The 22,725-nt window shown below is 71.7% G+C and carries 20 protein-coding genes and 1 pseudogene; 11 read left to right on the top strand and 10 right to left on the bottom strand.

Translation table 11 applies throughout. The annotated features are described in order from the left end of the window. The 5 genes from AC4IJH_RS21010 to AC4IJH_RS21030 all read left to right on the top strand — a co-directional run bounded on the left by AC4IJH_RS21010 (position 1) and on the right by AC4IJH_RS21030 (position 8,010). Complete coding sequence (locus AC4IJH_RS21010) at positions 1–1,104, top strand: GNAT family N-acetyltransferase (RefSeq protein WP_490853334.1); 1,104 nt, start codon at positions 1–3, stop codon at positions 1,102–1,104. Between the two features lie 376 nt (positions 1,105–1,480). After that, positions 1,481–2,305 (top strand): glycosyltransferase family 2 protein, encoded by an 825-nt coding sequence (locus tag AC4IJH_RS21015; protein ID WP_490853335.1) that lies wholly within the window; start codon positions 1,481–1,483, stop codon positions 2,303–2,305. Next, positions 2,302–3,390, top strand: a complete 1,089-nt coding sequence (locus tag AC4IJH_RS21020) for a glycosyltransferase family 2 protein (protein ID WP_490853336.1) — start codon at positions 2,302–2,304, stop codon at positions 3,388–3,390. The genes AC4IJH_RS21015 and AC4IJH_RS21020 overlap by 4 nt, the downstream gene beginning before the upstream one ends. Continuing rightward, positions 3,387–4,193, top strand: a complete 807-nt coding sequence (locus AC4IJH_RS21025; RefSeq protein ID WP_490853337.1) for a polysaccharide deacetylase family protein — start codon at positions 3,387–3,389, stop codon at positions 4,191–4,193. Before AC4IJH_RS21020 ends, AC4IJH_RS21025 begins: the two co-directional genes overlap by 4 nt. Continuing rightward, the gene (locus AC4IJH_RS21030) at positions 4,186–8,010 is read left to right on the top strand and encodes a lipopolysaccharide biosynthesis protein (protein ID WP_490853338.1); all 3,825 of its coding nucleotides are present in this window, start codon (positions 4,186–4,188) and stop codon (positions 8,008–8,010) included. The genes AC4IJH_RS21025 and AC4IJH_RS21030 overlap by 8 nt, the downstream gene beginning before the upstream one ends. A 30-nt stretch (positions 8,011–8,040) precedes the next feature. Here the strand turns inward: AC4IJH_RS21030 and AC4IJH_RS21035 are convergent, their stop codons facing one another. Continuing rightward, the gene (locus AC4IJH_RS21035; RefSeq protein WP_490853339.1) at positions 8,041–9,465 is read right to left on the bottom strand and encodes a GH39 family glycosyl hydrolase; all 1,425 of its coding nucleotides are present in this window, start codon (positions 9,463–9,465) and stop codon (positions 8,041–8,043) included. 155 nt (positions 9,466–9,620) lie between these two features. Here AC4IJH_RS21035 and AC4IJH_RS21040 point away from each other — a divergent pair, with 155 nt between their 5' ends. The 3 genes and pseudogenes from AC4IJH_RS21040 (at position 9,621) to AC4IJH_RS21050 (ending at position 12,023) form a co-directional block, all read left to right on the top strand. Then, on the top strand, positions 9,621–10,736 hold the full coding sequence (locus tag AC4IJH_RS21040) for a DUF5925 domain-containing protein (RefSeq protein WP_490853340.1): 1,116 nt from the start codon (positions 9,621–9,623) through the stop codon (positions 10,734–10,736). 78 nt (positions 10,737–10,814) lie between these two features. Continuing rightward, a pseudogene (locus AC4IJH_RS21045) lies at positions 10,815–11,349 on the top strand (imelysin family protein); the annotation flags it as partial. 77 nt (positions 11,350–11,426) lie between these two features. Next, the gene (locus AC4IJH_RS21050; RefSeq protein ID WP_490853341.1) at positions 11,427–12,023 is read left to right on the top strand and encodes a hypothetical protein; all 597 of its coding nucleotides are present in this window, start codon (positions 11,427–11,429) and stop codon (positions 12,021–12,023) included. A 13-nt stretch (positions 12,024–12,036) separates the two neighbouring features. On the opposite strand, the gene AC4IJH_RS21055 is transcribed toward AC4IJH_RS21050, so the two are convergent. Continuing rightward, positions 12,037–12,534 carry a GNAT family N-acetyltransferase gene (locus AC4IJH_RS21055; RefSeq protein ID WP_490853342.1) on the bottom strand — a complete coding sequence of 166 codons (498 nt, stop codon included), beginning with the start codon at positions 12,532–12,534 and terminating at the stop codon, positions 12,037–12,039. Positions 12,535–12,560: 26 nt separating this feature from the next. Here AC4IJH_RS21055 and AC4IJH_RS21060 point away from each other — a divergent pair, with 26 nt between their 5' ends. Together AC4IJH_RS21060 and AC4IJH_RS21065 are read left to right on the top strand one after the other, a co-directional pair. Beyond that, a complete protein-coding gene (locus AC4IJH_RS21060; RefSeq protein WP_490853343.1) occupies positions 12,561–13,082 on the top strand; it encodes a CGNR zinc finger domain-containing protein in 522 nt (173 codons plus the stop codon). A gap of 89 nt (positions 13,083–13,171) precedes the next feature. Continuing rightward, on the top strand, positions 13,172–13,348 hold the full coding sequence (locus AC4IJH_RS21065; RefSeq protein ID WP_490853344.1) for a hypothetical protein: 177 nt from the start codon (positions 13,172–13,174) through the stop codon (positions 13,346–13,348). 8 nt (positions 13,349–13,356) lie between these two features. Here the strand turns inward: AC4IJH_RS21065 and AC4IJH_RS21070 are convergent, their stop codons facing one another. From AC4IJH_RS21070 to asnB, 5 genes are all read right to left on the bottom strand, one after another. Continuing rightward, positions 13,357–14,319, bottom strand: a complete 963-nt coding sequence (locus tag AC4IJH_RS21070; protein WP_490853345.1) for a pirin family protein — start codon at positions 14,317–14,319, stop codon at positions 13,357–13,359. A 9-nt stretch (positions 14,320–14,328) separates the two neighbouring features. Then, positions 14,329–15,144 carry a dimethylargininase gene (ddaH, locus tag AC4IJH_RS21075; protein WP_490853346.1) on the bottom strand — a complete coding sequence of 272 codons (816 nt, stop codon included), beginning with the start codon at positions 15,142–15,144 and terminating at the stop codon, positions 14,329–14,331. Continuing rightward, on the bottom strand, positions 15,137–15,529 hold the full coding sequence (locus tag AC4IJH_RS21080; RefSeq protein ID WP_490853347.1) for a VOC family protein: 393 nt from the start codon (positions 15,527–15,529) through the stop codon (positions 15,137–15,139). Before AC4IJH_RS21080 ends, ddaH begins: the two co-directional genes overlap by 8 nt. 43 nt (positions 15,530–15,572) lie before the next feature. Continuing rightward, the gene (locus AC4IJH_RS21085; protein WP_490853357.1) at positions 15,573–15,983 is read right to left on the bottom strand and encodes a GntR family transcriptional regulator; all 411 of its coding nucleotides are present in this window, start codon (positions 15,981–15,983) and stop codon (positions 15,573–15,575) included. Positions 15,984–16,214: 231 nt separating this feature from the next. Beyond that, positions 16,215–18,065: an asparagine synthase (glutamine-hydrolyzing) gene (gene asnB, locus AC4IJH_RS21090; RefSeq protein ID WP_490853348.1), complete on the bottom strand. Its 1,851-nt coding sequence runs from the start codon at positions 18,063–18,065 to the stop codon at positions 16,215–16,217. A 222-nt stretch (positions 18,066–18,287) separates the two neighbouring features. Between asnB and AC4IJH_RS21095 the strand changes: the two genes are divergently transcribed. Continuing rightward, the gene (locus AC4IJH_RS21095; protein ID WP_490853349.1) at positions 18,288–19,229 is read left to right on the top strand and encodes a GNAT family N-acetyltransferase; all 942 of its coding nucleotides are present in this window, start codon (positions 18,288–18,290) and stop codon (positions 19,227–19,229) included. A 269-nt stretch (positions 19,230–19,498) separates the two neighbouring features. Here AC4IJH_RS21095 and AC4IJH_RS21100 read toward each other — a convergent pair whose 3' ends face one another. The 3 genes from AC4IJH_RS21100 to AC4IJH_RS21110 all read right to left on the bottom strand — a co-directional run bounded on the left by AC4IJH_RS21100 (position 19,499) and on the right by AC4IJH_RS21110 (position 22,638). Then, a complete protein-coding gene (locus tag AC4IJH_RS21100) occupies positions 19,499–20,992 on the bottom strand; it encodes a tripartite tricarboxylate transporter permease (RefSeq protein ID WP_490853358.1) in 1,494 nt (497 codons plus the stop codon). A 111-nt stretch (positions 20,993–21,103) separates the two neighbouring features. Then, the gene (locus tag AC4IJH_RS21105) at positions 21,104–21,670 is read right to left on the bottom strand and encodes a tripartite tricarboxylate transporter TctB family protein (protein ID WP_490853350.1); all 567 of its coding nucleotides are present in this window, start codon (positions 21,668–21,670) and stop codon (positions 21,104–21,106) included. After that, positions 21,667–22,638, bottom strand: a complete 972-nt coding sequence (locus tag AC4IJH_RS21110; RefSeq protein ID WP_490853359.1) for a Bug family tripartite tricarboxylate transporter substrate binding protein — start codon at positions 22,636–22,638, stop codon at positions 21,667–21,669. The genes AC4IJH_RS21105 and AC4IJH_RS21110 overlap by 4 nt, the downstream gene beginning before the upstream one ends. Positions 22,639–22,725: the final 87 nt, after the last annotated feature.

Raw genomic sequence — 22,725 nt, forward strand, 5'->3', positions numbered from 1 at the left:
GTGAACAACAGCGACATCAGCGTGTACCGACCCGGCGAGCTGACCGGCGCCGACCGCGCCGCCTGGTCCACCGTGCAGTCCCAGGCCCATGTGGTCGGCTCGCCGCAGCTGGCCAACCCCTTCCTCTCCCCCGACTTCGCCCTCGCGCTGGGCCACTGCCGGCGCGGGGTGCGGATCGCGGTGATACGGGAGGACGGCGAGCCCGCCGCGTTCCTCCCCTTCCAGCGCACCGCGCTGGGCGTGGGCCGGGCCATCGGTCTGGGCCTCTCGGACGCCCAGGGGCTGGTGCACCGCCCCGGCTTCCAGTGGGACGCCCGCGAGCTGCTGCAGGCCTGCGATCTGGCGGTGCTGGAGTTCGACCATCTGGTGGAGGGTCAAAAACCCTTCGAGGGCGGCCCGTTGCGTACGTTCGCCTCGCCCGTCATCGATATCGACCAGGGGTTCGAGGCTTATCTGGCGCGGCTGCGCAAGCGCTCGCCGAAGTTCGTGCGGAACACCTACTCCAAGGAGCGCAGGCTGGGGCGCGAGGTGGGCGAGGTGCGCTATGTGCACGACGAGCGGGATCCAGCCGTGCTGCACCTGCTCAGGGAGTGGAAGTCGGCGCAATACCGCAGGACCGGGCGGAGCGACCGTTTCGCACACCCCTGGATAGTGCAGCTGGTCGACCGGCTCTTCCACACCCGCACCGACACCTTCGCCGGTCAGCTGTCCGTGCTCTACGCGGGCGGGCGGCCGGTGGCCGCGCACTTCGGGCCGCGCACCGAGCGGATACTGGCGTGCTGGTTCCCCGCGTACGACCCGGCGTTCGGGAAGTACTCGCCGGGGCTGCTGCTGCATCTGCACATGGCGCAGGGGGCGGCCGGGGACGCGCTGTCCTACATCGACCTGGGCCGCGGCGAGAAGCAGTACAAGACCTCCCTGAAGACCCGTGAACTCCTGGTCTCCGAAGGGTGGGTGATGCGCCGTCACCCCGTGGCCCTGGGGCACCGGGCCCGGCGTGCGCCGGTGCGGGCGCTGCGCAACACCGTGCTCTCGCGCCCGGAGCTGTTCGCTCCCGCCGACCGCTTCCTCAAACGGATGGGCCGGATCCGCTCGGGGCGTTGAGTAGCGCACCGCTGCGTATGCGCCAATAACACCAAAGGGGATTTGGAGTTCCAGGTCTTGCCATAGAGTCCCAATCATCAATACCGTCGTACATCCACCCGCATCGGACCGTCATGCAAAGCGGCTCTAGGGGAGGGCTCAAGCGTCGCGACGAGGCCCGGGCGGGGCGCGGTAGGGGGGTGCCGTGCTCGATCTTTGCGTTCCGATCATCGAGGCACGAGCCGCACGGCCGGTACCACGTATGCCAGCTCGCCCTGTTCGCACTGCCATGAGATCCATGGCGTCATGACCGGGGTGTGAACCCCCCTTTCGACCCGGATACCCAGATGGACCGCCCGGGGGTGGGCGGTCCACCGGACGAGAGGGAAACAGACTCATGAGCTCGTTCCTTCGCCCTGTGGAGACGGAGCCGGATCCGCTGCCGCGGATCCCCGCACCCGTCCAATACCGTCCCGTCTCCTCGCACTTGGCCATCGCCCCGCCCGTCAGCGTCGTCATACCGGCGATGAACGAGGCGGAGAACCTTCCCTACGTCTTCAAGACCCTTCCGCAGTGGATACATGAAGTGGTCCTGGTGGACGGCAACTCCACGGACGACACGGTGCGGGTGGCCCGGGACCTGTGGCCGGACGTCAAGGTCGTCCCGCAGCGTGGCAAGGGCAAGGGCGACGCCCTGATCAGCGGCTTCGCCGCATGCACCGGCGACATCATCGTGATGGTGGACGCCGACGGCTCGGCGGACGGCGCCGAGATCGTCTCCTATGTCTCCGCGCTGGTGGGGGGCGCGGACTTCGCCAAGGGCTCGCGGTTCGCCAACGGCGGGGGGACGGACGACATGACGCCGGTGCGCAAGCTCGGCAACCGCGTGCTGACGGCGGTGGTGAACGCCAAGTTCGGGGCCCGCTACACCGATCTGTGCTACGGCTACAACGCCTTCTGGCGGCACTGTCTGGACCATATCGCCCTGGACTGCGCGGGGTTCGAGGTCGAGACGCTGATGAACATCCGCGTCGTCAAGGCCGGACTGCGGGTCCAGGAGATCCCCAGCCACGAGTACAACCGCATCCACGGCGTGAGCAACCTGCGCGCGGTCAGAGACGGCTTCCGGGTGCTGAACGTGATCCTGCGGGAGCACGGCAGCCGCAGAGCGCGCCGCAACCGCCCCACCCGCCCGGCCGTGATCACGGGAGAAGCGTCTTGAGCGTCCGCTTCTCCGTCGTGATCTGCGCCTACACCGAAGACCGCTGGCAGGACATTCTCGCCGCCGCGGCCTCGGTGCGCGACCAGTCCCACCCCGCCCACGAGACGCTGCTCGTGGTCGACCACAACCCGGCACTGCTGGCCCGGCTGCGCGCGCACTTCACCGCGCCGCGGTGGCCGTCCGTACACGTCCTGGCCAACGACGGGCCGCGCGGCCTGTCCGCCGGGCGCAACACCGGCGTCGCCCGCTCCACCGGCGAGGTCGTCGCCTTCCTCGACGACGACGCGGTCGCCGAGCGCGACTGGCTGCTGCACTTCGCCGAGGCCTACGCCGACCCGCAGGTCATGGCGGTCGGCGGGCGCACCGAGCCGGTGTGGGCCGCCGGCCGGCGCCCGGCGTGGTTCCCCCGGGAGTTCGACTGGGTGGTGGGCTGCACCTACCTCGGGCTGCCGCCGGGCAAGGCGCGGGTGCGCAATGTGCTCGGCGGCAACGCCTCCTTCCGCAGGGAGGCATTCGAGATCGCGGGCGGCTTCGCCACCGGCATCGGCCGGGACCGCGGCAAGCGGCCGCTGGGCGGCGAGGAGACGGAGCTGTGCATCCGGCTCAGCCGCGCCGCCCCCGGGGCCGTACTCCTGATCGACGACCGGTCGGTGATCCACCACCGGGTCCCGCCGGGGCGGCAGCGCTTCGCCTACTTCCGCAGCAGGGCGTACGCCGAGGGCCTGTCCAAGGCACTGGTGACCCGAAGTGTCGGCGCGGGCAAGGGACTTGAGTCGGAGTTGCGCTACACCACACGGGTGCTGCCCGCGGGCGTACTGCGCGGGGTGCGGGACGCGCTGCTGCTGCGCCGGGGCGGCGCGGGCCGGGCCGGGGCGATCGTGGTGGGCGTGGCGGCCACCACGGGCGGCTATGTGCTCGGCAGCGTACGGGCCCGCAGGCGCGGCACGGCCTTCGCTGTGGCGGGGCCGCCGGGCGGCGAAGCGGAAGCCGGGCCGCCGGGGCGTACAACTCCCGTGCCCCTTCACGGGTCTTCAGGGCAGCAGGGGCCTTCGAGCAGCTCCGACAGCGGGGAGGCGGTCGCATGAGCGCCGACGGGCGCGCGGTACCGATACTGATGTACCACGCGGTGGCGCACGCTCCGACGCCCGCGGCGCTGGAGCTGTCCGTCACCCCCGAGGCGTTCGCCGAGCAGATGGCGGTCCTGGAGGACCGTGGCTTCACGGCACTGACCACCTCCGGCCTGGCCGCCGCCTGGCGCGGCGGCGGCCCGCTGCCGGACCGCCCGGTGCTGATCACCTTCGACGACGGCTACGAGGGCGTGCACCGGCACGCCCTGCCCGCCCTGACCGAACACGGCCTGGCCGCCACGCTCTTCGTCTCCACGGGCTGGCTGCGCGGCCCGTACGACACCGGCGGCGGCCTGGACACCATGCTCGACTGGGACCAGGTGCGCCAACTCGCCTCCTGCGGCACCGAGATAGGCGGGCACAGCCACACCCACCCCAAGCTCGACCAGCTCTCGGACGACGCGCTGTGGTTCGAGGTGATGCGGTGCAAGGAGATCATCGCCGGTGAGCTGGGGAGCGCGCCGCGGTCCTTCGCCTACCCGTACGGCTACTCCAGCCGCCGGGTGCGGCAGTCCGTGCGCGGGGCGGGCTTCCGGCAGTCGCTGGCCGTCGGCAACTCCCTGGCGGGCAGGCGCCAAGGGCCGTACGCGCTGCGCCGGCTGACGGTGCGGCGCAGCACCGGCATCGAGGAGTTCGAGCGGATCGTCGAAGGGCGCGCCATTGGGCGTACCTTCGCCGCCGACCGGGCATTGACCAAGGGGTACGCGGTGATCCGCAGGACCGGTCAGACATACAGGAAGGTGCGCGGAACTCGTGTCTGACACGACCACCCGGACCGAGGAGAGCAGGAGAGAACGACAGGCGGCAGGGGGGCGCAAACTGCGATTTCCCGGGAGCGGCGGTGGCAGCCCGCTGTTCCGCAACGCCTATGCCCTGATGCTCAACACGGGCATCTCCGGCCTCCTCGGTCTGGGCTTCTGGCTGGTCGCGGCCCGGTACTACACCGACGCCGCGGTCGGCCAGGGCTCGGCCGCCATCGCCGCGATGAAACTGCTGGCGGGCCTGACGGCGGTGACCCTGACCGGCGCGCTGGCCCGCTTCATCCCGGTCGCGGGCCGGCTGACGGGCCGGCTGGTCTTGCGTACGTACGCGGGCTCCTCGGTGATCGTCGCGCTGGCCGCGACGGTCTTCCTGCTCACCCTGAACCTGTGGGGCCCCTCCTACCGCTTCCTGCACGGGCCGCTGAACGGCATCGGCTTCATCGTGGCGGTGATCGCCTGGTCGCTGCTCACCCTCCAGGACGGTGTGCTGACCGGGCTGCGCAGCGCCCTGTGGGTGCCGGTGGGCAATCTGACCTTCTCGGCCGTGAAACTGGCGCTGCTGGTGGCCTTCGCGGCGGCGATCCCCACCGCCGGGGTCTTCGTCTCCTGGGTCGCGGCCATCGCCTGCTCGGTGCTGCCGCTGGGCTGGCTGGTCTTCCGCAAGCTGGTGCCCCGGCACGTCAAGGCGACCGTGCGCACCGCCCGGCCGCCCACCGCACGCGAGCTGGGCCGCTTCCTGGCCGGCGACTACACCGGCTCGCTCTTCTCCCTGGCCGTGGTCTATCTCGTGCCGGTGATCGTGGCCGCCCAGGTCAGCTCGGCCCACAACGCGTACTTCTACATCACCACCACCATCGGCGGCACGGTCAACCTGCTGGCGATCAACATGGGCGCCTCGCTCACCGTCGAGGGCTCGCACGACCCGGCGCGGCTGGCGGAGAACACCCGCGCCGCGCTGCGCCGCATGGCCCGCATCATGATCCCGGTCTGTGTGTTCCTCTTCGTCTGCGCGCCCTACATCCTCGCGGTCTTCGGCCGGGGGTACGCGGACGCCGCCACCCCGCTGCTGCGCTGGTTCGCCGTCGGCGCGGCGCTGCGGGTGGTCATGGAGGTCTACTTCGCGGTGCTGCGCGCGCAGAGCCGCACCTCAGGACTGGCCTACCTCCAGGGCCTGTTGTGCGTGCTCGTGCTGGGTCTGACGCTGATCCTGCTGCCGCGGATGGGCCTGGCGGGCGCGGGCGTCGCGGAGGTCTGCTCGCTCGCGGTGATCGTCTCGATCGCCACGGTCAAGCTGTACGGAATCCTCAAGGGCCGCGCCTCGGCCCCCCTGACGAAGACACCGGCGGACGGCCTGGCGCCGGACGGTGACCTGGCGGACCTCGCCGTACACGGCGACCTCGGCGACGCGCCCGCGCTGCGGGTGAGCGCCACGGCGCTCGACGGCCCCGGCGGACAGGCCGGGGACGCCGCGGCGGACAAGGCGCACCGGCCGACCTGGGCCGAGCGCACGCTGGGCGACGCGGACACCATGCCGCTGGGGGTACGGGTGGACTTCGACCATCTGGAGCGCAGACCGGATGTGAGACCGCCGGCGCCGGAACGCGAGGCCGGCACCGACAGCACCGACGTCTTCGCCATGCCCGCCGGGTCCTCGGGCCCCACCTGGGTCAAGGCTCCCGCCGAGGCCCGGGCCGCTGCCGTACCACCGGCGCAGGCACGGGCCGAGGCCACTTCACCCGAGGACGCCCCGCCCGACGAATCCGTCATCCCCGAGCCGGCCCCGCCCGAGCCCGGGAGGCCTGCGGCCCCGCCCCGGGCCTCCTGGCTCACCCGCCGCCCCGAGCCGGTCCTGTGGGCGCTGCTCGGCCTCGCGCTGATCCTGTTCTGGGTGCCGCTGCGCGGCATGGGCGACGCCGACCTGAACCGCATGGGCGGGCTCGGCCTGATCTCCGTGCTGCCCACCGCCACCCTGCTGGGCGCCGCCCTGCTGGTGCTGTCCTTCGTGTCCGCGCTGTGGCTGCCCGCGCCGCGGCGCGCGCTGCTGACCACGGTCCTGCTGCTGACGGTGGTGGCGCTGCACGCCCTGCCCGCCGTCCTGGAGGCCGAGCCGCGCTTCGCCACGGCCTGGCAGCACCTGGGTTTCCTGGACTACATCGGCCGCACCGGCACCGCCGTGCCGGACCTGGACGCGCGCTGGAGCTGGCCGGGCTTCTTCGCCGGGGTGCAGTTCCTCGCCCAGGCGTGCGGCGTCACCGATATGACCGAGGTGCTGCGCTGGTGGCCCCTCATGGTCCAACTCCTGTACCTCGCCCCGATGTTCCTGCTGCTGAAGGCCGTACGGGCGAGCTGGCGGGCGAAGTGGACCGCGGCCTGGCTGTTCGCCCTGTGCGGCTGGGTGGGCCAGGACTACTTCTCCCCGCAGGGCTTCACCTACCTCCTCTACCTGGCCTTCGTGGCGATCCTGCTGGTGTGGTTCCGCGAGCCGCGGGTGCTGCGCGCCAAGCGCTGGCCCGGCGAGGCGGAGGTGCGGCGGGCCGGGCGCGGACAGCGGGCGGCGCTGCTGGCCGTGCTGATCGCGCTGTTCGCGGCGTCCGTCGCGGGCCATCAGCTCACCCCGTTCGTGATGCTGGGGGTGCTCACCGTCCTGGTGCTCGCCCGCCGCTCGACGCTGTACGGGCTGCCGCTGCTGCTCGGCGTGATGGTCGTGGTGTGGATCGGGTTCCTGGCGGAGCCGTACTGGTCCGGGCACTTCGACGAGCTGTTCGGCGGCATCGGCGGCATCGGCGGGAACGTCTCCTCCTCGGTGACCGGGCGGATCGCGGGCGGCAGCAGCGTGCACAAGCTGGTGCTCTACACCCGGGTCCTGCTGGCGGCCGGGGTGCTCGCGCTGGCCTGCTGGGGTCTGCTGCGCCGGCGCCGGGCCGGGTTCGGCGAACGCTCGCTGCTGGTGCTGACGTTCGTGCCGTTCCTGGGCTTCGGCATGCAGTCCTACGGCGGCGAAATGGCGCTGCGGGTCTTCATGTTCGCGCTGCCCGGCGCCTGCGTCCTGGGCGCGCTGGCACTGTTCCCGCGCGCGGCGGGCCCCCGCCGGGGGCTCGGCCCGCTCGCCGCTCTGATGGCCGGGCTGGTCCTCATGCTGGGCTTCCTGGTGGCGCGCTGGGGCAACGAGCCCTTCGAGCGGATCCGGCCCGGCGAGGTCGCGGCGATGGACTATGTCTACGCCCACGACCGGCCCACGGTACGGCTGTTGTGGATGAGCGAGGACCCCGTCGAGAACGTCACCCCGGCCATGCCGTGGGGCGCCAGGGACATGGAGCGGGTGGCCTACGAGCCCCTCCTCGCGCCGCGCGACCCGGTCCGGGTCGACCCGCTGGTCAAGGCCCTGCGCGCGGCGGGCCCGCAGTCCTATCTCATCGTCAACCGCGGCCAGTCGGAGTATCTGCGCCTCTCGGCGGGCTACGCCGAGGGCTGGGAGAAGCGGCTGCGCGCCGCGCTGGACGGGCGCCAGGACCTGCGCCCGGTGGTCTCCAACGAGCACGCGGCTCTCTACGAACTCAAACGGCAGCCCAAGGGCCCCGTACCGCAGCCCGAACCGGGCCCCATCGGCCCGCGGGTGACCTGGACGCCGTGGTCGGTGATCGGCGGCCTGGCCGCCCTGGCCCTGATCGTGCTGCTGACGACGCGCGAGGTGGTACGGGTCGCGGTGCCCCCGACCGTACGCCGCCTGCGCTGGCTGCAGAGCTCGTACTGGTTCGCCCTCCCCCTCCTCCTGGTCTTCCTGGCCTCCCTCATCCAGCGCTTCGTGACGATGTCCTGAGCCGGGCGCTTAGTAGTAACTGACTCTTCGTCAAGTGCGCTTGAGCCACCGGATCTCATAGCCGGCCATGGTGAACCGCTGGCCGTCGACGCGGGCCTGGATGGGGCGGTCGAGGGTGTTGACGACCAGGACCGCGGTGTCGTCGGCCAGGACGCGTACGTTGGGGCGGTCGTCGGCGGCGATCTCGACCGTGCGCAAGGGGGTGCCGGGCGGGAACTCGCGGCCGAAGCGGGAGAGCAGCCGCATCATGGGCAACTGTGCTCCCCCGTTCTGCAGTTGGGTGCTGCTCCACAGGCACCCGGGGCAGTCGCCGTTCTCGTTCTCCGGGTTCCAGTAGAAGCCGCTGGTGGCGCCGCCGCGGGCCATCTCGATGAGGGCCGCCGCCTGGACGGCGGTGCGGTGGTTCTCGGCCCAGCCGTTGCGGTCGTCGTTGCCGTCGGCGACCTCCACGTACCACTCCGCCCACCACAGCGGCAGTTTCGTCGTCCGGCGCAGCCAGCGCCCGACGTCCGCGAACTTCCGGGTGGCGGCGAACTCATCGGGGACGTACCGGTCGTCCTTGGTGTAGCTGGAGCCGTCCACGACGACGAAGTCGGCGCCCGCCTTGTTCTCGTTCCAGTACTCGATCGCGTCGATGGTGCGCCGGTCGACGCTCCCCCAGGGCCCCCTCAGCCCGGAGGCGTACGTCGTGTCGTCGGGCGCGTAACTGTCCATCACCACATAGGGCCCGCCGACCTGGAGGGAGGCGTCGATGCCCTTCAGCTCCCAGTACACGAGGTTGTAGAGGCGGGTGTACCCCTCGTAGTCCCACCGCTTCTTGTCCTCGTCGAAGAAGCCCTTGAACTCGTTCCACACCACGAAGTGCTTGACGTCCCGGTAGCGCCTGGCGACCACCCCCGCGAGCTTGGCGAAGTCCTCGTAGTGCGCGGGGCTCGGGGCCTTCTCCAGGGTGCGCCAGTCCGTCGCGCCGGGCTTGCCGCCCTTCATCCAGTCCGGGGCGCAGCACAGGGTGATCACGGGCGTGCCGCCGGTTCTGCGGATCAGCGCGATCCGGCGGTCCAGGTCCTTGAAGTCGTACCTGCCCGGGCGCGGTTCGGGGTTCTGCGCGCCCCAGCCCATGATGTGCTGGTTCTGCGGCATCGGGTCGGCGGAGAGCAGCCGGGCGGCCTCCGCCCGGGCCTCGCCGGTACCGCGGTCCGCGCTGTACTGGGTGTGGGTGAAGCCCCAGCCGACCTGCGCCCTGGGCGAGTTGGGGTCGGTCGTGGGCGCACTGCGCCCGTCGGATCCGCCCTTGTCGCCGTCGGCGCCGAGCGGGAAGCCGTACATCACCAGCGCCATGGCCACCGCGACCACGCCCACGCCGAGGCCGGTGCCGATCGCCCAGCGCCTCAGCCGTGGCCGCCGCGCGCCGCCCCCGCCGTGACGTTCCGTGCCATCCCCACCATGACGTCCCACAACGGGCAAGGGTAGCCAGCCCGCCGCACGGCGGGCGGCCCTTTGGCGGTAACGGTTGCGCGGCCGGGCGGTGAATCGCCGTACGCGCGGGCCCGGGAGCGTGACACGCGCTAATTCCGTGTACGCGGCGGCCTCCTTTGCCGGATCATGGCGGCATGTGTGCCGAGAAAGTCCAGCCGTCCGCCGCCGAGGAGTCCGTACCGATCCGACTGACCATGGACGACAGCGACTCCCCCTCCGATGTCGTCGACGCCCTGTTCCTGGGGCGGTTCGCCAACGGTGAGCAGCCCCATGCGCGCAGCCGTTCCGTGGACCGCGTCAAGACGGGTCTGACGCTGCTGCCGCCGGGCGCGAAGGTGCTGCGCTCGGCGCACGACGACGACCGCAGCGCCACCCTCGCCGAAGGGGAGGGCTGGACCGTACTGGTCTCGCGCTGGAACCGCGGCGCGGATGTGACGGTCACCGCCGTCACCGACGAGCTGGCCCAGAAGGTGCTGGGGCAGGCGGCGGACGGCGCCGAGGACGAGCCGGAGCCGCAGCCGGAGAACGTCTCGATGGGCTTTTGGTACTACTCCCCGCGCCGCGGCCCGCACCGCACGACCCGGCAGATCGCGGCCGGCACCTGGGAGGAGATCCGCCCCAACTACACCGCCCCGGTGGCCGATGCGCTGGACCGGCTGATGAAGGTGGCCCCCGAGGAGATCGCGGGCCGGCTGCTGTTGCTGCACGGCCCGCCGGGCACCGGCAAGACCTCGGCGCTGCGCACCCTCGCCCGCTCCTGGCGCGACTGGTGCCAGGTGGACTGCGTCCTGGACCCGGAACGTCTCTTCAACGACGTCGGCTACCTCATGGACATCGCCATCGGCGAGGACGACAGCGTCACGGGCAAGGGCCGCTGGCGGCTGCTCCTGCTGGAGGACTGCGACGAACTGATCCGCGGCGAGGCCAAGCACACCGCGGGCCAGGCCCTCTCCCGCCTGCTCAACCTCACCGACGGCCTGCTGGGCCAGGGCCGCAACGTCCTGGTCGGCGTCACGACCAACGAGGACCTGGAACGTATGCACCCCGCGGTGGTCCGCCCCGGGCGCTGCCTGGCGCGTATCGAGGTCGGCCCGCTGACCCGTACGGAAGCGGTCGGCTGGCTCGGCACCGACAAGGGCCTGACCCGCGAGGGCGCCACCCTCGCCGAGCTGTTCGCCCTGCGGCGCGGCACCCGCCCCGCCTCGGTCCCCTCGCAGGACACGGGGGCGGACGCGGGGCTGTATCTGTAATCGCGGGCTCGATCGCCCCACACGCGGGTAGAGGTGAGGCGAGGCTGGGCTAAGTCAGGCCCGCCTCGCTCCAGGCTGGACACCTCCTGCGAGGTGTCCAGGAAGGAGTTCCCCGCGGGCCCTGTCCAACTGGCCGTGGACAACAAGGGATCCAAGGTCACCGAGGTCTACCTCCTCTTCCCCGACGACCGCATCGTCACCGAGCGGGAGAACATCGGCGCCGGGCACCGGGCGAACATCACCGCGGAGGTCGAGGCCGGCGACCACGAGATCGCCTGCAAGCCCGGGATGCGGGGCGACGGCATCCGGCAGAAGGTCAGGGCCACCGGTGGCAAGGCCGTCCGGCGCGACCCGAAACTGGACGCCGCGGTGGCCGCGTACCGCCAGTACACCCTGGAGCAGGCCGAGCAGACCCTGCCGAAGGCCGAGGTGTTCACCGACGCCGTCGCGGCGGGCGACCTGGAGCAAGGAGCTGCTCGACGAGGTCGCCACCGGCAAGGTCACCGGCGAGGAGGAGCGGCACAGCCACGCCGACCTGGTCGACTTCCAGGCCGACGTCGAGGGTGCGCACACGGCGTACACGCTGCTCAAGCCGGTGGCGTCCCGCAACGACCGGCGCTCATCATCGCGCGTGCGGACGCGGCGAGTAGAGTCCAACGCATCGGGACACCGGGAAACAGGGGGCAGCCCATGCTGATCGATTCCGCTTTGCCGCGGTGGGATTTCCGCGAGGTGCATACGCTGACCGTGGCCGCGCCGCCCGAAGTGGTATGGCAGGCGCTCCAGTCCCTGACGCCGCATGACATCCCGGTGGCACGTTTTCTCATGGCCATGCGCTCCTGGCCCATGCGCGCCCTGGGGCGCGCGAGCCTCGACTCAAAACGGCCCGAGACGCTGCTCGACTCCATGGCCGACAAGTTCGTTCCGCTCGGGGAAATCGCCGGTGCGGAAACGGTCTCGGGCGCGGCGGGCCAATGGTGGAAGCCCACCGCCCCGTTCGTACGGCTCGAAAGCCCGGAACAATTCCGTGAGTTCAGCAGCCCCGGGTATCTCAAAGCAGCGATCACCTTCCGCGCCGTCAGTCGCGGGCAGCACACGCTGCTGGGGACGGAAACCCGCGTCATCGCCCTGGACCGCAGGACCCGGAACCTGTTCCGGCCCTATTGGCATCTGCTGGTCCACCCCTTCGGCGGCGTGATCAGAAAGGCATGGCTCAGGGCCATCGCCGCGCGGGCCACGGCAATGATGCGCGAGGCGCCCGCCCAGCAGCGTCCGCCGCGCGACTGATCACCCTTATCCGTCAGGGGCGCCAATACAGCGCGGGGTCGGGGTGGTCGGTGAATCCCAGTGCGCGGTAAAGCGGTTCGCCGCCGGGTGAGGCGTACAGATCCACCCGGGAGACCTCGCGCTCCCGGAACCAGTCGAGCAGACTCTGCATGATCGCGCGGCTGTGACCGCGCCGCCGGTACGCCGGTTCGGTGACGACGCCGATCACATGCCCGACCCGCCCGTTGCGGTTGTGCGGCCCGGGGAACCACTGGTCGACGGTGCCGATGCCGCAGGCCGCGAGCCCGTTGTCACCGTCCACGACGAGAATCCGCGCCAAGTCCGCCGTCAGCTGCTCCTTCAGCGCCGTAGCCGCGGCAACCCGCCAATCATCCGCCTCAGAAGGCGGGTTGAAGAAATCCCCGCCGAGGGTCTCGAACAACAACGCCCGCAGGCGCACCAGCTCCGCGATGTCGTCCTCCGTCGCCTGCCGTACCTGCGCCTCGTGCCCAGCACTCTGCTTCATGGTCATGCCGACCAAACTGCTGTAATAGCCTTATGCAGCTCAACCCTTACGGCGCAGATGCGGTGAACCTCGCAGCGGACCTGGCCAATCGCCGCCCGGCCGGCGCCGAAGAGCTGGCGGACCGCTGCCGCGCCGCCGGGCTGAGGCTGGAGCGCCCGGTCACACCGCAGGACCTGGACCACGCCCTGGCCGCATTGGACGCGTGGGAGCAGATCGTCGACGCCCCCGACGACCAGGAGCGCGCGGAGCTGCTCAACCGGATGCTGGCAACGGCCACCGCCCACCCCCGGCTGACGGACCACGCCGGCACCGGCTGGCACCTGCACTACCGCGAGGACCAACAGCCCCTCGGCGCCCTGCTGTTCGCGCTGATCTCCGTCGGCACCGCACTGCACCTGGCCGGCCGGGGCATGCACCGGCTCCGGCGCTGCGCCGTGGCCGAGTGCACCACGATCTTCGCCGACACCTCCCCCACCGGGCGCCAGCGCTACTGCTCCCCGCGCTGCGCCAACCGCGACGCGGTACGCCGGCACCGCGCGCGTACCACGCCGTGAGCCGCATGCGGACCCCTGGCTTCAGGCCCGGATCGCCCTCCCTTGCGGTAGAACGGAAGGGCCGGCGAACACAGGATCGGGGGATCGGCATGAAGTGGTTCAAGCGCCTCGGACTTGTCACGGCGGCCGCCGCACTCGGCGGCGGACTGGCCCTGACAGCGCCTTCGCAGGCCACCACGCCACAGCAGACGGCACTGACGGCCACCTCACCCGACGACTGCAACCGGCCCTACCGCGTGACACCCGCCTCGTGCGTCTGCTGCTGACCGCCTGATCAGCGCGCCCGCCCCCGCGGTTTCAGCGGCACCGGCGGGAGTTCGGGCGCGGGCAGCGGAGCGCCGTCGTAGCCCTTCACCTCACCGAAGCGGCTGCCGTGCATCCAGTCCGAACGCGCTTGTGCGATGTCCTCGTTGGACCGCCCGATGAAGTTCCACCACATGACGATCTTCTCCTCGAAGGGCTCACCGCCCAGGAGGAGCAGGCTGCTGAAGACGTCGGAGCGGATGGGGAGTTCGGTGCGGCCGCAGCCGAGGTAGAGCAGCGAGCCGGGGGCCAGGCGGACGCCGTCGATCTCGCTCTCGCCGGAGATGGTCAGGGCCGCGTACTCGAAGTCGGGGTCGACGGGCAGGCGCGTGTCCGTGCCGGGGGCCAGGGTGAGGTCGGCGCCGACGAGGGGGGTGTGGACGGTGCCGGGCGAGGCCGCGCCGTCCAGGTCGCCGAGGATGACGGTGGCGCTGAGGCCGCCGCCTCCCGTGATCACGGGGAGGTCGCTGTGGTGCTCGAACGTCGGCGCCATGGTGCGGCGTTCGTCGGGCAGGGCGACCCAGAGCTGGGCTCCGTGCAGGAGGCGGGCGTGCTCGCGCGGGGATTCCTCGCTGTGGGAGATGGCCCGCCCGGAGGTCATCAGGCCCAGTTCGCGGGGGCGTACGGTCTGCAGGGAGCCCAGGCTGTCGCGGTGCAGCACCTCGCCCTCGTGCAGCCAGCTGACGGTCTGCAGGCCCATGTGCGGGTGCGGCGGCACCTGCATCCCCGGCTCGTCGGCGATGTCGTCGGGGCCGTAGTGATCCACGAAGCACCACGCGCCGATCATGCGGCGGCCGAGGTTGGGCAGCAGCCGCCGCACCACCGTGCTCTCGCCGAGGGGCACCTGCTTGCCGGGCTGGAGTTCACGCACCGGCCCGGTGCGGCCGCCCCCTCCGCACGGGCTGGGTGCGGGACTGAGATCGAGGTTGCTCATGGCGTCACCCTATGCGCGGTCAGAGCCGGTCGGCCGGGGGCGCAAGCGTACGGAGAGACAGGTGACACAGCCCTCCAGCTTCTCGAACTCGCTGATGTCCACCGGCACCGGCTCGTATCCGAGACCGGCGAAGAGCTCGGCGCTCCGCGGCGCGGCGGCCGACATCAGCAGACGCCCGCCGCCGAGCAGCACCACATGGGATCCGGGCTCCTCCGGTACGGGCCGAAAGCGCGGGAAGGCGCCCCGGTCGTCGACGAGGGGCGGGTGGCCGATGACGGTGCCGTCGGGAAGGGCGGTGACCGCGGACTTGAGGTGGAGGACGGTGCGCACCGGTACGGGGGCGACGCGCGCGCCCAAGGGCTCGAAGGCAGCGCGGAGTTGGCGTATCCCCTCGGTGTCGGTGCGGCCGCCGTGACCGACGTAGACCGTGTCGCCGACCTTGAGGACATCGCCGCCGTCCAGCGTGCCGGGCCCGTGGACGCGGGCGACCGCGCAGCCCAGCGCCCTCGCGGTCCGCTCGACGGCCTCGGTCTCGGGCCTGCGGGAAGGCGCTCCGGAGCGAGTGATCAGGGCAGTGCCGCGGAAGACGACCAAGGCGTCCTCGATGAAGACGGCATCGGGGCAGTCGTCGGCGGGGTCGACCTCGACGGTCTGCCAGCCGTGCGCGTCCAGCGCCGCCACGTACGCCTCCCACTGACGCAGCGCCAGGTCACGGTCCACCGGCTGCCGGTCGATGTGCGTCACCAGCCCCTCGGCCAGACGCGGTCCTGGACGGCGGACGAGCGCCGTGCCGGGCCCTGGAACCTGCGGGTGCGCGCTAGGCATCGAGCGCCTTGACCAGGCAGAAGGGGTGACCTGCAGGATCTGCGTACACCCGGAAACCGCGAGGTCCCGACTCGTTGGCGGCATCCAGGAGTTCGGCGCCCTCGGCCAGTACCTGTTCGTGGGCGCTCGCCAGGTCCGTCACTTCCAGGTCGAGGTGGAACTGCTGGGGGCGCTCGGGGTCGGGCCAGCGGGGCGGGCGGTGGTCGGCGACGCGCTGGAAGGCGAGCACCGCGCCGTCGTCGAGGTGCAGGGTGACCCAGGCGTCGTCGACGGTCCAGCGCGGGTCGGGGCGGTTGACCTCGCCGCCGAGCAGGGCGGCGTAGAAGTGGACGAGCCGGTGGGGGTCCGGGCAGTCCAGGGCGATGCATTCGAGGCGGGCGATCATCCGGGGAGTCCCTTCCTGGCGGGCGGCGAAAGGAGCGGTGCGCTCACCGCTGCTCGCCGTACGTGGCGCGCAGGGCTTCCTGTACGGCGGCGAGGGCGGCACCGCGGTCCAGGCCGAGGCGGTGGACGCGCTGGGCGTAGGACTGGGCCGCCTGGGCCGCCTCGCGGTCGGCGGCCTCGCCCGCGGCCGCGATGAAGGTGCCGTTGCGGCCGCGGGTCTCGATGACGCCGTCCGACTCCAGTGCGCGGTAGGCCTTGGCCACGGTGTTGACCGCCAGGCCGAGTTCCTCCGCCAGGCCACGTACGGTCGGCAGTTTGAAGCCGACCGGCAGCGCTCCCTTGCGCGCCTGCTCGGCGATCCGGGCGCGTACCTGCTCGAAGGGCGCGTCCGGGGACTGGGCGTCGACGCTGATCCGCAAGGGCTGCTGGGGGTTGTTCTGGGGCGGCGGGGTCATGGTGGCGCTCCTGGTGCTCGTGTTGCTCATGGGTGCTGGAGTGGCCGGTCGCGGACCGGCTCGCCGTATCTGCTCCGTACGGACTTTGTCGCACCCATTGTGCGGCAGGGGCACCTGCCGCGCCCGCAACGGCGGCGGCGAGCAGGACACGGGCCCCGGGCGGCGGTCCCTCCACCGCGCCCGGAGCCCATGGCCTTCCCCTCGGAGGCTTTCGCCCGCCGCCGGGCCCGCTCAGACCTCCAGCGTGACCCCGTAGCGCCGCAGCCACGCGTCCATCCCGAGGACCAGTTCAGCGCCGGGACGGATGTCCGTCCGGCCGCTGCCCGTGGTCGCCTGCGCCATCGCCTCGCTGTCCAGCAGCGGCTGTACGGGCGAGTCGCTGTCGGCGGCCACCCGCTTCAGCTCGCTGCGCAGCGCCTCGGCGTAGCGCGGGTCCTGGGTGCTGGGGTAGGGGCTCTTGACCCGGTCGGCGACCAGGTCCGGCAGTACGTCGCGGACCGCGGCCCGCAGCAGCGACTTCTCGCGCCCGTCGAACGTCTTCATCGACCAGGGGGTGTTGAAGACGTACTCGACCAGGCGGTGGTCGCAGAACGGCACCCGCACCTCCAGGCCGACGGCCATGCTGGCCCGGTCCTTGCGGTCCAGCAGGACCTGCAGGAAGCGGGTCAGGTGCAGATAGCTGACCTCGCGCATGCGGCGCTGCAGGCCCTTGTCGCTGTCCAGGTAGGGGACTTCGGCCAGCGCCTCGCGGTAGCGCGCGTCCTCGTAGCCCGCCAGGTCGAGCTTGCCGAGCAGGCCGGCGTCCAGGAGCCCCTCGCGCGCGCCGTCGCCGCCGGAGAAACGGCTCTGCACATTGGCCGCGGTCCACGGGAAGGTGTCGGCGTGCACGGCCGCGGGGTCGTGGAACCAGCGGTAGCCGCCGAAGATCTCGTCCGCCGACTCGCCGGAGAGCGCGACGGTCGAATGCTCGCGGATCGCCTTGAAGAGGAGGTAGAGGGAGGTGTCGCCGTCGCCGAAGCCGTTGGGCATGTCGCGGGCCGCCAGTACGGCGGCCCGGTGGCCGAGGTCCATGAGGTCGGCGGTGTCCAGGGTGATGTCCTGGTGGGCCGAGCCGGCGTGTTCGGCCAGGGCGTGCGCGTACGGCCCGTCGGGCGTGCCGCGCAGGTCGTCGGCCTTGAAGTTGTCGGTGTAGCCGGTGAAGTCGACGGCGAAGGAGCGCACCGGGCCGTTGCCGCCCGCCTTGAGCGCGCGGGCGGCCAGCGCCGTGATGGCCGAGGAGTCCAGGCCGCCGGAGAGCAGCGTGCACAGCGGGACGTCGGCGATGAGCTGGCGGGCCACGATGTCGTCGAGCAGGCCGCGGATGTGCCCCACGGTCGTGTCGAGGTCGTCGGTGTGCTCGCGGGCCTCAAGGGCCCAGTAGGTGTGGTCGGTCAGGCCGCGCCGGTCGACGCGGACGGCGTGACCGGGCCGCACCTCGCGCATGCCCTTGTAGATGGCGTGGCCGGGCGTCTTGGTGAAGGTGATCAGCTCGGCCAGACCCTCGGCGTCGACGGTGGGCCGCACCGAGGGGTGGGCGAGGATCGCCTTCGGCTCGGAGCCGAAGAGCACGCCGTCGGGGGTCGGGTAGTAGTAGAGCGGCTTGATGCCCATGCGGTCGCGGACCAGCAGGAGCCGCTCCTCGCGCGGGTCCCACAGCGCGAAGGCGTACATGCCGTTCAGGCGCTGGGTGAAGGACTCGCCCCACTGGAGGTAGGCGTGCAGCACCACTTCGGTGTCGCTGCTCGTACGGAAGGAGTGCCCCAGCGACTCCAACTCCACCCGCAGTTCGCGGTAGTTGTAGACCTCACCGCTGTAGGTGGTCACCAGCAGGGTCCGGCCGTCGCGCTCGACGGACATGGGCTGCTTGCCGCCCTCGATGTCGATGACGGCCAGACGCCGGTGCCCGAAGGCGGCGTGGGTGTCCAGCCATATGCCGGCCGCGTCCGGGCCACGGCAGGCCATGGTCTCGGTCATCGCCGCGAGCGTTCCGCGCTCGGTGGTGAGGTCCTGGTCGTAGGAGATCCATCCGGCAATTCCGCACATGGTCGCGGCTCCTCCTTCGCTCGACTGCGGATCTCCGCGCATCTCGACGGTGACCCGCGGCGATCACCGTACGCCCGGATACTTGCAGATGCCACCTAATCTTTTGGCGACCGTCCGTAATAAGCCACTTGCGGTGCGCTCAACTCGGCGGCGGACGGGCCGGGTGGCGCGGGCGGTTTATTAGGAGGCGGCGCCGGATCCACGGGCGTAGCGTCCGCGCCCATGACGCTGAAAGTTCGCGCATATCGCCCTTCCGATGCCCTGGCCGTCAGCGAGGTACGACGGGCCGCGGCGCCGCACTTGATCTCCACTCCGCAAGGGGTCGCCTGGTCGGTGACCTCGGCTGCGGCCGCGCAGCGCTTCGCCCTGTTCGTCGCCGTACTCGACGGCCGGATCGTCGGCGCCGCCCAGGCCGGCCTCGCGCACGACAGCAGCACCCCGGGGCAGGCCTTCGCCCATCTCCACGTCCATCCCGGGCACCGCGAAAGGGGCGCGGGGCGGGCCCTGTTGGCGGCGGCCGAAATTCATCTGGCCGACGCCGGTGCCACGCACGTCTACTCGTGGGTACACGACGCCCCCGCCGCCCGGGACTTCGCCACACACCACGGCTACCGGCCCACCCGCCCGGCTCATTTCCTCCGCCTCGACCTGACCGCGGCCGCGCTGCCGCCGCGTCCCGAACGCCTCCCGCGCGGCGTCGAACTGCGCACCGGCGCGGACTTCGACGCCGAACCACAGGCCCTGTACGCGGCCGATGCCGAGGTGGTGCGGGACGAGCCGGGCGATATCGCCGCCGACGCCATGACGTACGAGGACTGGCTCGCCCATACCTGGGAGCACCCGGACATGGACCTCGATCTGACATCGGTGGTCACGGTCGATGGCCGGATCGCGGCCTTCAGCCTCGCCAAGACGGACGGCCGGGGCCGCTACACCTCGGCGATGACGGGCACCCTGCGCGCTTTCCGGGGGCGGGGCCTGGCCAAACTCGCCAAGGCCGATTCCCTGCACCGCGCCCGCGAGTCCGGCTGCACGCAGGCCTTCACGGGCAACGACGCGGCCAACGCCCCCATGCTCGCCATCAACGAGCAGTTCGGCTACCGGCCTTTCGCCCGGCAGTGGCGGTACGTACGCGAGGTCACGGCGGGCGGCAGCAAAACCTGATCGCGCACGCCGGACACGCTCCTCCAGGGGCGCGGCGCGACCAGCCCCCACCGGCCCGCGCCTTCAGGACGGCGCTTCCAGGGATGCGGGTCTCTAGGGCCTGTCGTCGAAGTCCCATCTGCCAGGCGTCGCCTGGCACGGCACCTCTCCCCCACGCCTGAACGGCGCGGGGGAACCCCTCCGTTGTCGGGCTCACCCCGGTACACCCAGTACCGGGGCGACCCTCCGCCTTGCGATGCGGGCGAACGACGGGACTTTGACGACAGGCCCTAGCTAAGCGCGCCGCCGCGCCGCCGCAGTCGCTTGAGCCACGGCCAGCCGAGCAGCAGCAGGATGACGGCGTAAACCGTCACCGCAAAGGGCGTGTTGACCAGGCCCAGCAGACTGCCGTCACTGATCTGCAGCGCACGGCGCAGCTGCTGCTCCGCCGCCGGGCCCAGGATGACGCCGATCACGGCGGGCAGCACGGGCAGTCCATAGCGCCGCATCCCGAGCCCGATCAGCCCTATGACGAGCAGGATCACCAGGTCCAGTGCCTCGCCGCCCACCGCGTACGCGCCGACCGCGGCGAAGAAGAGGATGCCCGCGTAGAGGTACGGGCGCGGGATGCGCAGCAGCTTGGCCCAGACCGGCGCCAGCGGCAGGTTGAGGACGAGCAGCAGCACCATGCCGATGAACAGGGAGGCGATCAGGCCCCAGACCAGCTCCGGTTCGCGCTCGAAGAGCAGCGGGCCCGGCTGGATGCCGTACTGCTGGAACGCCGCCAGCATGACGGCGGCGACCGCGGTGGTGGGCAGCCCCAGCGTCAGCATGGAGACCAGCGTGCCGGCCGCCGAGGCGGAGGCGGCCGACTCCGGTCCGGCCACGCCTTCGATGGCTCCGCGCCCGAACTCCTGGCGGTTCTTGGCGAGTTTCTTCTCCATGACGTACGAGAGGAAGGTCGGTATCTCCGCCCCGCCGGCCGGTATCGCGCCGAAGGGAAAGCCGATGAGCGGGCCGCGCAGCCACGGCTTCCAGGTGCGGCGCAGTTCGGTCCTGCCGAGCCAGGGGCGGCCGACCGGCAGGGACCGGCCTGTCGTACGCCGCAGATGCGCGGCCACCCACAGCGCCTCGCCGATGGCGAAGAGCCCGACGGCGACGATCACCACATCGATGCCGTCGGCCAGTTGGAGGGAGCCGAAGGTCAGCCGCTGCTGGCCGGTGATGCGGTCCAGGCCGACCAGGCCGATGGTCAGGCCGATCAGCAGCGAGGCCAGGCCGCGGACGCGGGAGCTGCCCAGGACCGAGGTCACGGCGATGAACGCCAGGACCATGATGGCGAAGTAGTCGGGCGCGCCGATGTCCACGGCCAGGGAGGCGACGGCCGGGGCCAGGGCGACCAGCAGGATCGTGCCGATCATGCCGCCGGCGAAGTGGCCGATGGCCGCGGCCGCCAGGGCCTGCGCGCCGCGCCCGGCCCGGGCCATCGGATGGCCCTCGATGGCGGCGACCACGGCCGCGCTCTCGCCGGGGGTGTTGAGCAGGATGGAGGTGGTGGATCCGCCGAACATGCCGCCGTAGTAGATCCCGGCGAACATGATGAACGCGCCGGTGGGCTGGAGCCCGTACGTCACCGGCAGCAGCAGCGCCACGGCCATGGCGGGCCCGATGCCCGGCAGTACGCCGATGGCGGTGCCCAGCAGCACTCCGAGGGCGGCCCACAGGAGATTGAGCGGGGTCAGGGCCGTACCGAAGCCGTCCAGGAGCGAGGAGAGCGAGTCCAGGGCGAGGAGGTTCGGCGCGAGGGCGTCCGGAGTGAGGGGGTGCGGGGCGAGGGCGCTCAGGGCGTCCGGGGTGAGGACGTTCAGGGTGTCCAGGGCGAGACCGGTCATCGCTCAGAGCACCCCCATCAGCGGGCCGCCGGGCAGCGGGACGCCCAGCAGGTGGTTGAAGACGAGGAAGGTGGCCAGGGAGAGGGCTGCGGCGATCAGTGGGTCGCGGGTGAGGTTGCGGCTGCCCAGGGCGTAGGCACAGCCCCAGAAGAGAAGGGCGCCGGAGAGGGGGAAGCCGAGCGGGCCGATGAGGGCGGCGTTGGCCAGGAACACCCCGACCAGGAGGGCGACGGTGCGCCAGTCGCCGCGCTCGGCCAGGTCGATGTCCTCGCCGCCCTCGGCCTGGCCGCGGCCACCGCGCAGCACGTCCACGGCCAGCGCCGCCGCCACGATCAGCAGGAGTACGCCGACGACGAGGGGGACGGTGGTGGGCCCGACCGGGCCGCGCTGGGCGAAGTCGGTGTTCATGGTGAGGGCATCGGTCAGGACGAGCACCCCCAGCAGGAGCAGGAGCGCGCTCACGCCCAGCTCCGAGCGTCCGCGCAGCCATGCCCGCTGGCCCCGGCCGCGGGCGGGACCGGTGGGAGGGGAAGGGCGGGCGCCGGGGGTGCCGGAGGCGTCGGTGGTCACAGGCCCAGCTCCTTCAGTACGGTCTCCACGCGCCGGTCCTGGGCGTCCAGGAAGCGGCCGAAGCTCTCGCCGGTGGTGAACGCGTCGGTCCAGCCGTTGCGCCGCAGCGCCTCGCGCCACTGCTCGGAGCGGTGCAGCTCGGTGAACAGGCCTGTCAGCCGGTCCCGTTCGACGTCCGAGAGACCGGGCGGGGCGACGATGCCGCGCCAGTTGGTGAACTCCACGTCCACACCGGCCTCCTTGAGCGTCGGCGCGGCCAGACCCGGTACGCGCTGCGGTCCGGTCACGGCCAGCAGCCGCAGCTCGCCTGATCTGATCTGGTCGAGGTACTCGCTCACGCCGGAGACGCCGAAGGCGAGCTTGCCGCCGAGTACGGAGGCCAGCAACTCGCCGCCGCCGTCGAAGGGGATGTAGTTGACGCTCCGGGGAGTGATGCCGGCGGCCCTGGCCATCAGCATCGGCGCCAGGTGGTCGGGGCCGCCGGGCGCGGAGCCGCCGCCCACCGGCATCTTGGCGGGGTTGCTGCGCCAGTCGGCGAGCAGCTGCCGGAAGCTCTTGTACGGGGAGTCCTTGGCGACGACGACGATGCCCGGTTCCTCGGTGAGCCGGGCGATCGGCGTGGTGTCGGACAAGCGGGAGGGGGCGTGGTTGGTGTGCACGGCGCCGACGACACCGAGGCCCATGGACATGGCGAGCTTGCCGTTGCCGCGCTCGTTGACCAGACGGCTCAGGCCTACGGTGCCGCCGGCGCCGGGGAGGTTGAACACCTCGATGTTGTGGTGGAGTCCGGCGTCCTCGGCGCTCTTGGCCGCCGTACGGGCGGTGATGTCATAGCCACCGCCGGGGGTGTTGGGCACCATGAATCTCAGGCCGGGGATCCGGGTGCCCCCGCCGGACCCGCTGCCGGAGGTGAGCAGCGGCGGAACCAGGAGAAGGACCAGCGCCGCCCCGAACAGCGCGAGGGCCATGCGCACGCCGGCCGATGAACGCACAGATGACACCGCTGACACCGCCTTTCCGTCGGTGGCTTGGGAGTTGAGCCCAGGGCGCGGCCG

The organism is Streptomyces sp. UF-297 (genome assembly GCF_058245575.1).

What these genes read in the sequence shown, in the direction of transcription:
- AC4IJH_RS21015 (WP_490853335.1), top strand. Translation starts at nt 1,481, where the DNA reads ATGAGCTCGTTCCTTCGCCCTGTGGAGACGGAGCCGGATCCGCTGCCG.
- AC4IJH_RS21025 (WP_490853337.1), top strand. Translation starts at nt 3,387, where the DNA reads ATGAGCGCCGACGGGCGCGCGGTACCGATACTGATGTACCACGCGGTG.
- AC4IJH_RS21040 (WP_490853340.1), top strand. Translation starts at nt 9,621, where the DNA reads ATGTGTGCCGAGAAAGTCCAGCCGTCCGCCGCCGAGGAGTCCGTACCG.
- AC4IJH_RS21050 (WP_490853341.1), top strand. Translation starts at nt 11,427, where the DNA reads ATGCTGATCGATTCCGCTTTGCCGCGGTGGGATTTCCGCGAGGTGCAT.
- AC4IJH_RS21055 (WP_490853342.1), bottom strand. Translation starts at nt 12,534, where the DNA reads ATGACCATGAAGCAGAGTGCTGGGCACGAGGCGCAGGTACGGCAGGCG.
- AC4IJH_RS21060 (WP_490853343.1), top strand. Translation starts at nt 12,561, where the DNA reads ATGCAGCTCAACCCTTACGGCGCAGATGCGGTGAACCTCGCAGCGGAC.
- AC4IJH_RS21065 (WP_490853344.1), top strand. Translation starts at nt 13,172, where the DNA reads ATGAAGTGGTTCAAGCGCCTCGGACTTGTCACGGCGGCCGCCGCACTC.
- AC4IJH_RS21070 (WP_490853345.1), bottom strand. Translation starts at nt 14,319, where the DNA reads ATGAGCAACCTCGATCTCAGTCCCGCACCCAGCCCGTGCGGAGGGGGC.
- ddaH (WP_490853346.1), bottom strand. Translation starts at nt 15,144, where the DNA reads ATGCCTAGCGCGCACCCGCAGGTTCCAGGGCCCGGCACGGCGCTCGTC.
- AC4IJH_RS21080 (WP_490853347.1), bottom strand. Translation starts at nt 15,529, where the DNA reads ATGATCGCCCGCCTCGAATGCATCGCCCTGGACTGCCCGGACCCCCAC.
- AC4IJH_RS21085 (WP_490853357.1), bottom strand. Translation starts at nt 15,983, where the DNA reads ATGACCCCGCCGCCCCAGAACAACCCCCAGCAGCCCTTGCGGATCAGC.
- asnB (WP_490853348.1), bottom strand. Translation starts at nt 18,065, where the DNA reads ATGTGCGGAATTGCCGGATGGATCTCCTACGACCAGGACCTCACCACC.
- AC4IJH_RS21095 (WP_490853349.1), top strand. Translation starts at nt 18,288, where the DNA reads ATGACGCTGAAAGTTCGCGCATATCGCCCTTCCGATGCCCTGGCCGTC.
- AC4IJH_RS21110 (WP_490853359.1), bottom strand. Translation starts at nt 22,638, where the DNA reads ATGGCCCTCGCGCTGTTCGGGGCGGCGCTGGTCCTTCTCCTGGTTCCG.